The organism is Vibrio sp. 10N.247.311.51, assembly GCF_041467855.1.
Taxonomy (GTDB): domain Bacteria; phylum Pseudomonadota; class Gammaproteobacteria; order Enterobacterales; family Vibrionaceae; genus Vibrio; species Vibrio coralliirubri.
The window spans coordinates 1-14033 of the sequence record NZ_JBFSVK010000031.1 but is presented as its reverse complement, the minus strand read 5'-3'; the positions used below and the strand labels follow the sequence as shown (position 1 = coordinate 14033).

Here is a 14033-nt window from a genome sequence, read left to right as displayed (position 1 = left end):
CAATTAGTTTATCGCATAATAGAATGTAAAATGGGCCATAAAATCAATATTTTATGGCCCATTTCTCGTTTATAAATTTGCTCAGAATTTAAATATGAGCCAGTATCAATACTGAACTATCAAAAACTTAAACTTGCAAAGGATTTTGTATGCCTATTGATACCTTGATTACTATCGGCGTCTTTACTGCCGTCGCACTGTTATTTATCTTCGCTGGCGTAAAAACCGTTCCACAAGGCAACAACTGGACCGTTGAACGCTTCGGGCGATACACACACACCCTTAAACCGGGTCTTAACTTAATCATTCCATTTATTGATAAAGTTGGACAGCGCATTAGCATGATGGAGCGTGTTCTCGACATCCCAGCACAAGAAGTCATCTCCAAAGATAATGCAAATGTGGTTATCGATGCGGTTTGTTTTGTTCAAGTTATCGACGCGCCTAAGGCGGCTTATGAAGTGAATGACCTTGAACATGCGATCCGTAACTTAACCCTCACCAATATCCGTACTGTGCTTGGTTCGATGGAACTGGATGAGATGCTGAGTCAGCGTGACATGATCAATACCAAGCTACTGAACATCGTTGATGAAGCGACAAATCCTTGGGGCGTAAAAGTCACCCGTATCGAAATTAAAGACGTACAGCCACCAGCAGACCTTACTGCTGCGATGAATGCCCAGATGAAAGCCGAGCGTAATAAACGTGCTGATATCCTAGAGGCAGAAGGTGTACGACAAGCTGAGATCTTGAAAGCAGAAGGCCACAAGCAATCAGAGATCCTGAAAGCAGAAGGTGAGAAGCAAGCGGCAATATTGCAAGCAGAAGCCCGTGAGCGTGCCGCAGAAGCAGAAGCTAAAGCGACAGAAATGGTATCAACGGCAATTGCTCAAGGTGACATGCAAGCGGTTAATTACTTTATTGCACAAGGTTACACCGACGCATTGAAATCTATAGGCCAAGCTGAAAACGGCAAGATCATCATGCTACCACTCGAAGCAACTGGCCTTATGGGTTCTGTCGCAGGTATCGCGGAGATGTTTGCACATAAGAATGACAAAGGTAGTAAGGACTAACATATGGTCGAATTACTAGAACAAGTAAACCACTGGCATTGGTTAGCGTTTGGTCTAGCATTGTTAGCGCTTGAGCTAATTGGAACCGCTGGTTACTTTTTGTGGATAGGCATATCTGCCATGCTGGTCGGTGCCCTATTAGGCTCATTACCAATTGGTTGGCAGATGCAATGGCTGTCCTTTGCTAGCTTCTCTCTTATTACCACTTGGTTGTGGTGGAGAAGACAACTGTCTAATGACAAGCAGTCCGATGCAGGGCGAGAGTTAAACCAAAGGGAAAAACAACTGGTAGGTCAAACAACTCGAATCGATACTGACATTAAAAAAGGCAAGTGTCGTATCCGTTTAGGTGATACTACTTGGTCAGCTGTTAGTAATCACGACTTAGAAGCAGGCACAGAGGTGATCGTCACTGCTGTAGATGGCATAGTATTAACGATTACTCCAACTAAAGAGTAATACAAGCATTCCTTATCAGAGCCATAAGTAGCCCACTTATGGCTTTTTCTCTACAAGTGAATCAATGATCGGGCAATGGCTATTTGAGTCACCTGGACATTGTTCAACCCACTCTTTCAATGTCTTCTGAATTGCCAAAAGATCTTCAATTTTTTTGTTTACCTCTTCCAATTTACTAAGCGCTTTCGCTTTAACGTCGGCACTTTCACGACAAGGATTGTCAGCTAATTCAACAAGCGCACGGCACTCATCGAGTGAAAAACCCGCACTTCTCGCTTTCGCAACTATACCAAGTTCTTTGATCTGCTTCTTGTCGTAGCTTCTATAGCCATTTTCCGAGCGTAAAGGGGCTGTAATAACCCCCTTGTCTTCATAAAGACGAATAGACTTCGTTGATAAGTTAGTAAGTTTAGCGGCTTCACTTATGTTCATGATATTACTCTAATAAGCTGATGTATCTTCGGCAAAAGTTACCTTTGAGGCGCTAGCAAATAGTACACCTAGAACACCTGAATGCATAATAAATATAATTTAAGAAAATAAAGTCTGCCACTTATAACTGTTTTACCTTCAATAAAGTAAATAACCTGCATTTATAGACACTTATCACAACCAGAAATCAATAAGTTACTGATTGATATATTTAAATTAGCTATTGTTATTTTTTATTGAAAATTTTTATATAACTTTAACCTTTCATCAGTCGTATACATAATTGGGTATTAAGCATGACGTTTAAATGCTGTTTATTTTATTTTTTGGTAAGTACAAAGGATGGAAAATATGAAACTTTTAACTTTAGCACTAGCTTCAGTGTTTATTTTTTCAGCTCCAGTCTCTATTGCGAAAAACAGTGCAGGTAACGTGTTTGGCGCAGGTGTCCAGTGCACATTTAGTGACGGTGCAGTAAAGCAACTGCCCCGTGAACTGTGTAAGGCATATGGTGGTACACATCAATAATTACAGTGGGTAGGTTTTAGGGCAATAGCCCTTGAACCTATCTAAAGTTGTAGAAGTCAGCACCAATAAATGCATCCCAGCCTCTTTGCCACTCTGCTTTGATCATCACCTCCTGAGGCATATCGGCACATTGATCTGTGTACCTTGTCCCTGTAGTCCCTTTTTCAAATGCTTTGAAGGGATCACAATACTCTAATTTTCCTTTTTCATAACCAGCAAGGTAAGCAGATTCATCAAACTCTACCTTTTCTTTGATACTTGCCAACGAGTCATTATCTATCGCATAGCCGTGAGAGCCAAAGCGCTCACCTTGACCATACCAAAACTCAGATGCTGTTTTCGGTGAAGAAGTACATGCTGCCAGACTAAAAGCAATTAATGTGACGGGAATAATACGTTTCATAAATACCTCCTAAAAAGCAAAAAGCTGGGCACTAGCCCAGCTTCAATTACCATGTCATCAACTTACTTTACAGAAAAAGGAATTGTTAACATAAGTTTAAAGTCTTCTTCATCTTGGAATAGGTTCGTGTAACCTGCCCAGCTTGGTGCATCTGTATCATTGTAGTAGTTAGTGTAGTAGAAACTAACATTTGCGTCTTTCAAGGCACCAGCTTGTATTGCATAATTCGCAAAGAAACTGTAAGAGTATTCAGTCAAATCATCGTATCCCTGAGCTTCAGAACCAAAGCCGTAAGCGCCATTCACACCAGCACTAAAGCCTTTACCACCGATATCAGAGAAGTCACGAGCTGCTGATAGGAAGAAAGCAATTTCACCATCGTGGTTAAAGTCAGAACGGTTGTTCCACCAAATGTCGTAAGCACCATTTGAACCACCATACTGACTAGTCAGACGGTAAGCCATATTACCAGCTAGAGCAGAGTCAACTGATTCTGCTGCGGTATATGTAGCTTCAGCACGGTAAGAATATTGACCAGAAGAAAACGCCGTTAGCATCGCTGCTTGGAATGCAGTGCTATCATACTGTTCATCATCATCAACTACATAAAGTTGTGGAGACCAGTATAAACCACCATCTGTGGTGCCCTTAACCTTAACGTGGAAGTTCTTACGATCGCCGTCTGTCAATGCACCGTAACCAACATCAACTGAGATACCATTTTGCATAGCATAACGGCCGCCTATTGAGTATAGAGTACCCGCATCTTCGCCATTCGTAGTTTGGAATTCGTATGTTTCTTTGAACCAAGGAGCTTTGTACTCATCCGCAACAACTAAACCTAAAGACAGATCACCAAATGTCGCGCCAACTTCACCACCCATGTACGTACCAGGGGCAAAAGACCAGTTAACACCTAAAGAACTTGGCACTGATGGTTGGAAGTAACCAAGCTTTGCTGTAACACTGTCTCCAAACTTAAACTTAGCATTTGCAGTTGCGAATGACACACCATTGTCAGTACAGTCGGTCCAAACATCTGAACAGCCACTATCTTTCGCTTCTTTATCATAAGGGTTGTTGACACCCCAGAAGTTCATTTCGTGGTCAGCACCACCGTTTTGCCACATATCGAATGTGCTGTAGATAACAACATCTGCACCAGCAACACCGCCAATATAACCAGAATTAAAACCTAAATTAGCAAAAACTGAACCATGATCTAAGTTAGTTACTTTTTTAGTATTGTTGCCATTCGCATCTACGTTACCGCGATCACGAGCACGCATCATGAAATTAAGATTACCGCTAATTGTAGATTCAGAGAAGAACTCAGATACTTCACCAGAGTACTCAGGGCCGACAGGATCTTCTGCCAAAGCTGGAGCAGCAGAAAGTGCACCTACCATTGCTGCTGTAATCGCAGATACTTTAAAAAATTTGTTTTCCATGGAATAAAACTCCTAAAAATGGATATAGCTGTTTGAATATTCCCCGCCTAAAGTTGGCCGCCGTAGAGAGAAATACCTTTTCTTGTTTGAGAACCCTTAACGCTGAATTCTCTATTTCCTTTCTGGTTATGCACATCGTGTGCATCCATGGCATTAAGACTAACTTCGCCCTCAAAAAGATCAATGAGAACTTAATTTTCATCTAAAAAAATATGAGTTGGTGCAAATTTAGTAGGTACTTAGTGATCCAGATCGATAAATTGTAAAGCTCACAACCAGAAACAACAAAAACAATAAATATCAAATACTTAAGCCAATGACATTCTTATAAACATAGAAGTGACTCGCATTTTTGATACAACTATAACGGTATTTCATTAATGTTGAGCAGCGTCACTGTCCTAATTCTAGAGTTCGTATAGGAACAAAATTCTCAACAATTAAAAAGCCCTCATTTTTATATCAGAAACAAAAAAGGCACTCCCTTGAAAGGAGTGCCTTTGAGCTTTTTTTATCTGTATTTACTTACGAAATAAGGGCTATTAGATCTTCTTCTGTTCTTATTTCGATGCCTAAATCTTGTGCTTTGGTTAATTTAGAACCCGCAGCTTCACCGGCAAACAAGATGTCCGTTTTCTTAGATACGCTACCCGTCACTTTCGCTCCCAATGCTTGCAATGCCGCTTTGGCTTCACTACGACCTAATTGAGATAATGATCCCGTCAACACAACTACCTTTCCTTCTAGTGGTAGCTCTTGGTCATCCGCAGTTTCTTCGATAATAGGCCAGTTAACACCAAGTTCTATCAGCTGATCGACTACCGCTCTGTTTTTCTCTTGCGAAAAGAAACTTGTGATATGGCTAGCGACGATGTCACCAATATCGGACACTTCAACTAATTGTTCATGCGTTGCGGCTTGAACCAACTCCAGTGTTTTGAAGTGTTGCGCCAAGTTCATCGCAGTTGCTTCACCCACTTCACGAATACCTAGCGAATAAAGGAAACGTGCCAATGTTGTGTCTTTGGCTTTATTAAGTGCACTCACCACATTTTGCGCCGATTTCGGCCCCATGCGGTCAAGTACTGTAATCACTCCCGCGCTGAGCTTGAACAAGTCAGCGGGCGTTTCTACCATTTCACGGTCTACAAGTTGCTCTATCACCTTTACGCCAAGGCCATCAACATCCAATGCCTTTCTCGACACAAAGTGCTTAAGCGCTTCTTTACGTTGAGCCTGACACACCAAACCGCCTGTACAACGCGCTACAGCCTCGCCTTCAACGCGTTCAACTGCAGAGTTACATACAGGGCAAGCATCAGGGAAAACAATATCTTTTGCTGACTCAGGACGACGGTCGGGGACCACAGCCACAATTTGCGGAATAACGTCACCGGCACGACGGATAATCACGCTGTCGCCTACCTTCACGCCTAAACGCGCAATCTCATCGGCATTGTGTAAAGTGGCATTACTGACCGTCACGCCGCCTACGAAGATAGGTTCCAGTTTAGCAACCGGCGTAATCGCGCCAGTACGGCCCACCTGAAATTCAACGTCATTGAGCAGTGTAATCTCTTCTTGAGCTGGGAACTTATAAGCAATTGCCCAACGTGGCGCTCTAGCAACAAAGCCAAGCACTTCTTGAGCCGCGATATCATCGACTTTGATAACAACGCCATCAATCTCGTAAGCCAGAGCATCACGACGAGTCATAATATCTTGGTAATAGGCTTTCACGTCTTCGAGAGAGCTCAGTTGCTTAGTCTCGGGACACATAGGTAAGCCCCAACCTTTAAGCTGTAAGAAGCGTTGGTAGTGACTATTTGATAGCTCAGCGCCTTGTACAACACCGACACTGTATGCGTAGAAAGCCAATGGACGTTTCGCTGTAATACGAGAATCAAGCTGACGTAGGCTACCTGCAGCGGCATTACGTGGGTTAACAAAGACTTTCTCGCCTTTCTTCAACGCCAACTCATTCAACTTATCGAAACCCGCTTTTGGCATAAACACTTCGCCACGAACTTCAATACGCTCTGGCCAGCCTTCACCTTGCAACTTAAGTGGGATAGAGCTGATAGTACGCACGTTTTCAGTGATGTTTTCACCCGTCGCACCGTCACCACGTGTCGCAGCCTGAACTAAGGTACCATTCACATAGAGCAAGCTAACTGCAAGGCCATCAAGCTTAGGCTCACAACAGAAAGTTTTGAGATTCGCGGTTGGCGCTCTATCAGACATTCGCTTATTAAACGCATCTAAGTCTTCGTCAGAGAATGCATTGTCTAGAGAAAGCATTGGGATTTCGTGAGTCACTTGCGTAAAGCCATCTAAAGGCTGACCGCCAACACGCTGGCTTGGTGAATCCACCGTCACAAGCTCAGGATTCTCTTCTTCGATCTTTAGCAATTGCTGCATTAATCGATCGTATTCGACATCAGGGATCTCAGGGCTATCTTCTACGTAATAACGAACGGCGTGATAATGCAGAGTTTCTCTTAACTGCTCTAAGGTAACTTGAATCGATTCTTTCATATCATTCTCTATCGTGATTGAAATATCAAAAAGGGCTCCCTTAGGAGCCCTTTTCTATAAATATAGATTATTTACAAGGCTAAACAATACGGCTAGGCATGCGATGCCGTCATAAAATCTCTGATTTGCTTGCGGTAGTCAGATAAACGGTTTGGTGTCATTAAGTTTCGTGACTCATCCAACACGTTTCCGCCCATATCGTCGGCAATTTTCTGCGCCGCACTCAGCATCACATTGAAGTTTTGATCAGCTTGACCGTAACAAGGCAACGTCATAAAGAACGAAATACCTTTAGTCGTGAAGTCAGCAGGATCATCATGTTCTAGCGTTCCTGGCTGCATCATGTTTGCTACGCTGAAAATAACTTTTGGTGCGTCTGTAGATTGTGCAAAGCAGTGGTAGATAGACATCTCACCATAAGTTAGACCGTTGTTCTCCATGCTGCGGAAAAGTTCAGTACCCACCAATGGGATCTCTCCAGCACAATGAACATTAAGAACAATCACTTCTAAGCCAAGTTCTTCATCTGGCTGAGTTTCTTCAACGGGCGCACTTTGCGGAGTCACGACTTCTTTCGCAACAACTGGCTCTCGTTGAGTAAGCGTTTCGTTTGGAACGAGTGGCTCATCAACTGTCTCAGAAGATTCTTCAAACGAACCGTACTGCTCTTTAAAGCCGGCGTGGTTTTCTTTTTGCTCGTCAGTCAACTCAAAGCTTGGAACTTCAGGCTCAACGACCTTCTCTTCCTCAATCACTTCAGGTTCACTTTCAACCTTAATTGGGTCTTCTACGCTGAAAGAAGGAAGATCATTCAATTCGATGTCATCTTCGTAAGCTTCTTTCGCTTGTGGCGCTGTTAGCGGATCTGAGTCGATCAGCGGATCAGTCTCAGAGGGTGAAACAGCAAAATCCGGCTCTTTACGTTCTTTTCGGATTATCTCAAAATCATCTTCTGGGGCGAATGAACGGTTTGGAATAGTTTCTGCTTCATCTAAGCTGTCATTATCAAGCTTACCGAGCGGCTTATCTCCAAACTTTGCTTTCCCTTCTTTTTTACTCGTCCATAGACCATGGAACAATAATGCGGCGATAGCTAATGCGCCAACAATAATGAGTACAAATCGCAATTCCTGCATTTTTCGCTCTCAGCTTTCTTAGTCAACTAGCTATAAACACGCTGTCACTAAGTTGGGTTAATTTGGCTAATCTCACTACTCTATCAAAAGTAGCCACTGTTTTAGAACAACTTAATACAATTAGTTCCTTACATGGTGTGATTTTCACCACGCTTTTTTTCTTAATTTCGGTCGAGTACACTAGACATGTTTGCTATTTAACCAAATTCACATGTGACCTAATTTAAATATGACTATTGAATCTGTTCCCCGCTCCGGCTTTGGCTATTTTATTTTCGGAATAAAAATCGCTTTATCACCGAGCATTCGTAAGTTTGTACTAATGCCACTTATCGCGAACGTGTTACTCGTTGGTGGTGCCTTGTTTTATATCTTCTCCAACCTAAATACTTGGATTGAAGGTTGGATTGGTGCATTGCCAAGCTTCTTGTCGTGGTTGTCATACATTTTATGGCCACTGCTTGTGTTAACCGTCTTGGCCACGTTCTCGTATTTCTTTAGTACGCTCGCTAACTTCATTGCCGCACCGTTCAACGGCTTACTCGCGGAAAAAGTTGAAGAGTTGTTGAGTGGTAAAAAAGTTAATGACGATGGTTTACTTGATGTCCTCAAAGATACCCCACGTATATTAGCGAGAGAATGGCGCAAGCTTGTCTACATTCTGCCAAAAGCGATCGGTTTATTCCTGCTTTTGTTAATTCCAGCACTAGGACAAACCGTTGCACCGTTTTTATGGTTCATTTTCACAGCATGGATGTTAGCGATTCAATACGCCGACTACCCGTTCGATAACCATAAAATCAAGTTTGATGACATGAGAAACAATTTGAAACAAAAACAAGGCAAGAGCTACAGCTTTGGCGCGCTTGTTTCTGTGTTCACCACAATTCCAATTCTAAACCTGATCGTAATGCCCGTTGCCGTTTGCGGCGCGACGGCGATGTGGGTTGCTGAGTTTAAAGACCAAGCTCTGCGTTCTCGTCTATAGTTCTCGTCTATTACCCCGCCTATACTTCCTAGTTTCGCCTATCTTTTTGAAGTTCTGATCTCAATAAAGATAGGCGTGAATTCTGCTACATATCTATATGATATAACTTTTTAATCCTTTTACCTTTTTTTCAACTTGTTTAATCTAAATTCAAGCTGAACAAACATCGAAAGACACTAGACGGTAAAGTGATTGATATACTACGTTTAGTTCTGTCAATAAATGAAGGAATATCGCATGAGCAAGATCTACGAAGACAACACCCTAACGATTGGTAACACACCTCTAGTCCGCCTTAACAAAGTAAGCAAAGGTAACGTCCTAGCTAAGATCGAAGCTCGTAACCCAAGCTTCAGTGTTAAGTGTCGTATCGGTTCAAACATGATCTGGGAAGCAGAAAAAGCGGGTACGCTTAAGCCAGGTATCGAACTTGTTGAGCCTACCAGTGGTAACACAGGTGTTGCACTTGCATTCGTAGCAGCAGCACGCGGTTACAAACTAACGCTAACTATGCCTGAATCAATGAGCCTAGAACGTCGTAAGCTGCTTAAAGCGCTTGGCGCAAACCTAGTGCTGACTGAAGCACCAAAAGGCATGAACGGCGCGATTGCTAAAGCAGAAGAAATTGTCGCTTCAGACCCAGACAAGTACCTACTACTACAACAGTTCAACAACCCAGCGAACCCACAGATTCACGAGCAGACGACTGGTCCTGAAATTTGGGAAGCAACAGACGGCGAAATCGACGTGTTTGTAGCGGGTGTTGGTACGGGCGGTACTATCACTGGTACAAGTCGTTACATTAAAGGTGAAAAAGGCAAAGCGATTACTTCAGTAGCGGTTGAGCCAGCTGAGTCTCCAGTCATTGCACAAGCTCTTGCAGGTGAAGAAATCAAGCCAGCTCCGCACAAAATTCAAGGTATCGGTGCAGGTTTCATCCCTGGAAACCTAGATTTAGAGATTATTGACCGTGTTGAATCGGTAACTTCTGAAGAAGCGATTGAGATGGCTCAACGCCTAATGAAAGAAGAAGGTATTCTTGCAGGCATCTCATCTGGCGCGGCAGTTGTAGCAGCAAACAGAATCGCCGAACTACCTGAATTTGCAGGAAAAACTATCGTTACTGTACTGCCAAGCTCTGGTGAGCGTTACCTAAGCACAGCCCTATTTGCTGGCATCTTTACGGAAAAAGAGAACCAACAATAATATGTGGTCAAATCAATTTTTCGTCCAAAAAAGCCCCGTTTAGGGGCTTTTTTGTTGATCCCTGCCCCACCTTTGGTAATATCGGGTCTGTTTTATTTTTCGCTTCAAAATAAAAGAAGCAATAAACAAATTCTGAAAGTCATGAGTACTCAGCAAAAGACGACCATGGCTGGATAAAAATTTATAACCAGTCTAAGTTCTAACACGAACATGGCGTACTAGCCTCTAGCGCATTTGGGCTAAAGCAGTTAAGCTAATCTGGTTACAAACTTACAAAAAATAAATTAATTGGGGTATATAAAATGTACGAGAAGCAAGTAGAAATCACAGCAGAAAACGGTCTTCACACTCGTCCAGCTGCACAGTTCGTTAAAGAAGCAAAATCTTTCGACGCTGACATCACAGTGACTTCTAACGGCAAAAGCGCTAGCGCGAAAAGCCTGTTCAAACTACAAACTTTAGGCCTAGTAAAAGGTACTAACGTTACTATTTCAGCTGAAGGTCCTCAAGCTCAGCAAGCAGTAGACCACCTAGTTGCTCTTATGGATCAACTACACTAATACGGTCTCCTTCTTTCAAAGCCATTTTGCATAGCAAAGTGGCTTTGTTCGAAATAGATAGGAATAAGCGCGACATTAGTCGACGACTTAAAGTCACACACTCTCCCGTTTACAGTTGAACAACTAAGGTAAGGCTATGATTTCAGGCATCCTAGCATCTCCTGGTATTGCTTTCGGTAAAGCACTACTACTTCAAGAAGATGAAATTGTCCTAAACACTCAATCTATCTCTGACGACCAAGTTGAAGCAGAAGTACAGCGTTTCTTTGACGCTCGTAACAAATCTTCTCAGCAACTTGAAGTTGTTAAGCAAAAAGCACTTGAAACTTTTGGCGAAGAAAAAGAAGCAATCTTTGAAGGCCACATCATGCTGCTTGAAGATGAAGAGCTAGAAGAAGAGATTTTAGCACTCATCAAGAAAGACAAAATGCACGCAGACAACGCGATCCACACTGTGATCGAAGAGCAAGCTGTTGCACTAGAGTCTCTTGATGATGAGTACCTAAAAGAACGTGCAACTGATATCCGTGATATCGGTACTCGTTTCGTTAAAAATGCTCTAGGCATCAACATTGTATCTCTAGCAGATATCAATGAAGAAGTTATCCTAGTAGCTTACGACCTAACGCCATCTGAAACTGCACAAATCAACCTAGACTACGTTCTTGGTTTCGCTTGTGACATCGGCGGTCGTACATCTCATACTTCAATCATGGCACGTTCTCTTGAGCTTCCAGCTATCGTTGGTACTAACGATATCACTAAGCAAGTTAAGAACGGCGACATGCTTGTGCTAGACGCGATGAACAACAAGATCATCATCAACCCTTCAGATGCTGAATTAGCAGAAGCTAAGAAAATCAAAGAAGATTTCGAAGCAGAAGCGGTTGAACTAGCAAAACTAAAAGATTTACACGCTGAAACTCTAGACGGTCACCGTGTAGAAGTTTGTGGCAACATCGGTACAGTAAAAGACTGTGACGGCATCCTGCGTAACGGCGGTGAAGGCGTTGGTCTGTACCGTACTGAGTTCCTATTTATGGACCGTGACGCGCTTCCTACTGAAGAAGAGCAATACGTTGCTTACAAAGAAGTAGCTGAAGCAATGGAAGGCGAGTCAGTGATTATCCGTACTATGGATATCGGTGGCGATAAAGACTTACCATACATGGACCTTCCACAAGAGATGAACCCTTTCCTAGGCTGGCGTGCAGTACGTATCAGCTTGGATCGTCGTGAAATCCTACGTGACCAACTACGTGGTATCCTACGTGCATCTGCACACGGTAAACTACGTATCATGTTCCCAATGATCATTTCTGTTGAAGAGATCCGTGAACTGAAAAAAGCAATCGAAGAGTACAAAGTTGAACTTCGCGCTGAAGGCCTAGCTTTCGATGAAGAAATCGAAATCGGCGTAATGGTTGAGACTCCAGCAGCTGCTGCAATCGCACACCACCTAGCGAAAGAAGTATCTTTCTTCTCTATCGGTACTAACGACCTAACGCAATACACTCTTGCGGTAGACCGTGGTAACGAAATGATTTCTCACCTATACAACCCACTATCTCCTGCTGTTCTTACAGTAATCAAGCAAGTGATCGATGCATCACACGCTGAAGGTAAGTGGACTGGTATGTGTGGTGAGCTTGCTGGTGATGAACGTGCAACGCTACTTCTTCTTGGTATGGGTCTAGATGAGTTCTCTATGAGCGGTATCTCTATCCCTAAAGTGAAGAAAGTAATCCGTAACTCTAACTTCGCTGAAGTTAAAGCTATGGCTGACGAAGCACTATCTCTACCTACAGCTGCAGAAATTGAAGCTTGCGTAGAAAAATTCATCGCTGAGAAAACTCAGTAATCGCCAAATGCTTAATAAAGTTAGACGGCTAAAAATAGTCGTCTAATTTGTTAGATTGGTATAGTATATTCTACAGAATAAAACTAAACGTTAGGAGCATGACACAATGGGTCTGTTTGACAAACTGAAAAAGCTTGTATCTGATGACAGCGCTGATGCTGGTGCAATCGAAATCATCGCACCTCTTTCTGGTGAAATCGTAAACATCGAAGACGTGCCAGATGTAGTTTTCGCTGAAAAAATCGTTGGTGACGGCATCGCTATCAAACCAGCTGGCGATAAAATGGTAGCTCCAGTTAACGGTACTATCGGTAAGATCTTCGAAACTAACCACGCATTCTCTATCGAGTCTGACGACGGTGTTGAGCTTTTCGTTCACTTCGGTATCGATACTGTTGAGCTTAAAGGCGAAGGCTTCACTCGTGTAGCTGAAGAAGGTCAATCTGTTAAAGCTGGTGACACTATCATCACTTTCGACCTAGCGCTTCTAGAAGAGAAAGCGAAATCTACGCTTACTCCAGTTGTTATCTCTAACATGGACGAAATCAAAGAGCTGAACAAGCTTTCTGGTTCTGTAACTGTTGGCGAAACTCCAGTTCTTAAAGTAACTAAATAATTTCGATTACTTATCTGCTTTAATTAAAACGCTACCTAAGGGTGGCGTTTTTTGTACCTGTTATATTGCTCGAGTTCCTTAAACAACAGTTCTGATTACTACTCCTCACCTTGCTGTAAACAATCCCTCAATAAGCCACAGTAATACCTAATTCTTAATTACCAACATAACCCTACGTTGTTATTAAACCACGTTAAACGCCACCCTAGGCGCTGATCCTACACGCTAGACCAAGCAGTATTACTTTCGACAAGCACCGAGGCTTTGATATCTCGTTCCGTTCGATTCTGAGCTGGCTATCATCAATGACTCCTTATTCTTCATCTATGCTCTAGGTTATCAGCTTTATCTAGATTATTGTCTTTCGACTACAACAAGAACCCTAACATCTGACTTACTTCTCGACCAAAAGCAGATTCCTGATACCTCGTTCTACTCGGTTCTGGAATGACGTAAATATCCTTACCCACCTATAGAGCACTCGTCATTCCCTTTAGTGCTAAACGATAACTAAAAGAGCATTCTCCTTAAAAGCCAGATTCCTGATGCCTCGTTCCACTCGACTCTGGAATGACGATAAAAGTCTTTGTTATAACTAAGCCGTTACTTACGACTACCACCACACTTATATTGCAAAGCAATAGGGTCATCATCGCCCTAACTCCGTCATCCCCTACAGTGAGGAACGAACGCGATAGGGAATCTCGCTTTTGCTCCTGCCTACCAACATTGCACTTTTTCAAATACACCTTCGCCAAATTGCAGGCAATAAAAAA

At 42.7% G+C, this 14033-nt stretch carries 15 protein-coding genes; 8 read left to right on the top strand and 7 right to left on the bottom strand.

Going from position 1 to position 14033, the window contains the following annotated elements; translation table 11 throughout:
• Positions 1–149: 149 nt before the first annotated feature.
• Both AB6E85_RS21720 and AB6E85_RS21715 read left to right on the top strand, forming a co-directional pair.
• Positions 150–1079: an SPFH domain-containing protein gene (locus tag AB6E85_RS21720; RefSeq protein WP_017063395.1), complete on the top strand. Its 930-nt coding sequence runs from the start codon at positions 150–152 to the stop codon at positions 1077–1079.
• Between the two features lie 3 nt (positions 1080–1082).
• Positions 1083–1538: an NfeD family protein gene (locus tag AB6E85_RS21715; protein WP_372144255.1), complete on the top strand. Its 456-nt coding sequence runs from the start codon at positions 1083–1085 to the stop codon at positions 1536–1538.
• A 36-nt stretch (positions 1539–1574) separates the two neighbouring features.
• Here AB6E85_RS21715 and cueR read toward each other — a convergent pair whose 3' ends face one another.
• A complete protein-coding gene (gene cueR, locus AB6E85_RS21710; protein WP_050647342.1) occupies positions 1575–1970 on the bottom strand; it encodes a Cu(I)-responsive transcriptional regulator in 396 nt (131 codons plus the stop codon).
• Positions 1971–2321: 351 nt separating this feature from the next.
• On the opposite strand from cueR, the gene AB6E85_RS21705 reads away from it, so the two are divergent.
• A complete protein-coding gene (locus tag AB6E85_RS21705; RefSeq protein WP_372144253.1) occupies positions 2322–2498 on the top strand; it encodes a hypothetical protein in 177 nt (58 codons plus the stop codon).
• A gap of 37 nt (positions 2499–2535) precedes the next feature.
• On the opposite strand, the gene AB6E85_RS21700 is transcribed toward AB6E85_RS21705, so the two are convergent.
• The 5 genes from AB6E85_RS21700 to zipA all read right to left on the bottom strand — a co-directional run bounded on the left by AB6E85_RS21700 (position 2536) and on the right by zipA (position 8026).
• Entirely contained in the window at positions 2536–2901 is a 366-nt protein-coding gene (locus AB6E85_RS21700; RefSeq protein WP_372144251.1) for a DUF2799 domain-containing protein, read from the bottom strand.
• 62 nt (positions 2902–2963) lie between these two features.
• The gene (locus AB6E85_RS21695; protein ID WP_372144249.1) at positions 2964–4352 is read right to left on the bottom strand and encodes a multidrug transporter; all 1389 of its coding nucleotides are present in this window, start codon (positions 4350–4352) and stop codon (positions 2964–2966) included.
• On the bottom strand, positions 4333–4488 hold the full coding sequence (locus tag AB6E85_RS21690) for a DNA ligase (RefSeq protein WP_372144284.1): 156 nt from the start codon (positions 4486–4488) through the stop codon (positions 4333–4335). The genes AB6E85_RS21695 and AB6E85_RS21690 overlap by 20 nt, the downstream gene beginning before the upstream one ends.
• A gap of 389 nt (positions 4489–4877) precedes the next feature.
• Entirely contained in the window at positions 4878–6890 is a 2013-nt protein-coding gene (ligA, locus tag AB6E85_RS21685) for an NAD-dependent DNA ligase LigA (RefSeq protein WP_372144247.1), read from the bottom strand.
• A 92-nt stretch (positions 6891–6982) separates the two neighbouring features.
• The gene (zipA, locus tag AB6E85_RS21680) at positions 6983–8026 is read right to left on the bottom strand and encodes a cell division protein ZipA (protein ID WP_372144245.1); all 1044 of its coding nucleotides are present in this window, start codon (positions 8024–8026) and stop codon (positions 6983–6985) included.
• Positions 8027–8255: 229 nt separating this feature from the next.
• On the opposite strand from zipA, the gene cysZ reads away from it, so the two are divergent.
• From cysZ to crr, 5 genes are all read left to right on the top strand, one after another.
• Positions 8256–9014: a sulfate transporter CysZ gene (cysZ, locus tag AB6E85_RS21675; RefSeq protein ID WP_029235129.1), complete on the top strand. Its 759-nt coding sequence runs from the start codon at positions 8256–8258 to the stop codon at positions 9012–9014.
• 237 nt (positions 9015–9251) lie between these two features.
• Positions 9252–10220: a cysteine synthase A gene (gene cysK, locus AB6E85_RS21670; protein WP_017061934.1), complete on the top strand. Its 969-nt coding sequence runs from the start codon at positions 9252–9254 to the stop codon at positions 10218–10220.
• Between the two features lie 302 nt (positions 10221–10522).
• Positions 10523–10780: an HPr family phosphocarrier protein gene (locus AB6E85_RS21665; RefSeq protein WP_004734263.1), complete on the top strand. Its 258-nt coding sequence runs from the start codon at positions 10523–10525 to the stop codon at positions 10778–10780.
• Positions 10781–10916: 136 nt separating this feature from the next.
• On the top strand, positions 10917–12641 hold the full coding sequence (ptsI, locus tag AB6E85_RS21660; RefSeq protein WP_017061935.1) for a phosphoenolpyruvate-protein phosphotransferase PtsI: 1725 nt from the start codon (positions 10917–10919) through the stop codon (positions 12639–12641).
• A 106-nt stretch (positions 12642–12747) separates the two neighbouring features.
• Positions 12748–13257 (top strand): PTS glucose transporter subunit IIA, encoded by a 510-nt coding sequence (gene crr / locus AB6E85_RS21655; RefSeq protein WP_004737851.1) that lies wholly within the window; start codon positions 12748–12750, stop codon positions 13255–13257.
• Between the two features lie 527 nt (positions 13258–13784).
• Here crr and AB6E85_RS21650 read toward each other — a convergent pair.
• Positions 13785–14033 (bottom strand): hypothetical protein (locus AB6E85_RS21650; protein ID WP_372144243.1); only part of this gene is annotated, 249 nt, incomplete at its 5' end.

Coding starts and splice junctions, on each gene's coding strand:
- AB6E85_RS21720 (WP_017063395.1), top strand. CDS start 150: ATGCCTATTGATACCTTGATTACTATCGGCGTCTTTACTGCCGTCGCA.
- AB6E85_RS21715 (WP_372144255.1), top strand. CDS start 1,083: ATGGTCGAATTACTAGAACAAGTAAACCACTGGCATTGGTTAGCGTTT.
- cueR (WP_050647342.1), bottom strand. CDS start 1,970: ATGAACATAAGTGAAGCCGCTAAACTTACTAACTTATCAACGAAGTCT.
- AB6E85_RS21705 (WP_372144253.1), top strand. CDS start 2,322: ATGAAACTTTTAACTTTAGCACTAGCTTCAGTGTTTATTTTTTCAGCT.
- AB6E85_RS21700 (WP_372144251.1), bottom strand. CDS start 2,901: ATGAAACGTATTATTCCCGTCACATTAATTGCTTTTAGTCTGGCAGCA.
- AB6E85_RS21695 (WP_372144249.1), bottom strand. CDS start 4,352: ATGGAAAACAAATTTTTTAAAGTATCTGCGATTACAGCAGCAATGGTA.
- AB6E85_RS21690 (WP_372144284.1), bottom strand. CDS start 4,488: ATGTGCATAACCAGAAAGGAAATAGAGAATTCAGCGTTAAGGGTTCTC.
- ligA (WP_372144247.1), bottom strand. CDS start 6,890: ATGAAAGAATCGATTCAAGTTACCTTAGAGCAGTTAAGAGAAACTCTG.
- zipA (WP_372144245.1), bottom strand. CDS start 8,026: ATGCAGGAATTGCGATTTGTACTCATTATTGTTGGCGCATTAGCTATC.
- cysZ (WP_029235129.1), top strand. CDS start 8,256: ATGACTATTGAATCTGTTCCCCGCTCCGGCTTTGGCTATTTTATTTTC.
- cysK (WP_017061934.1), top strand. CDS start 9,252: ATGAGCAAGATCTACGAAGACAACACCCTAACGATTGGTAACACACCT.
- AB6E85_RS21665 (WP_004734263.1), top strand. CDS start 10,523: ATGTACGAGAAGCAAGTAGAAATCACAGCAGAAAACGGTCTTCACACT.
- ptsI (WP_017061935.1), top strand. CDS start 10,917: ATGATTTCAGGCATCCTAGCATCTCCTGGTATTGCTTTCGGTAAAGCA.
- crr (WP_004737851.1), top strand. CDS start 12,748: ATGGGTCTGTTTGACAAACTGAAAAAGCTTGTATCTGATGACAGCGCT.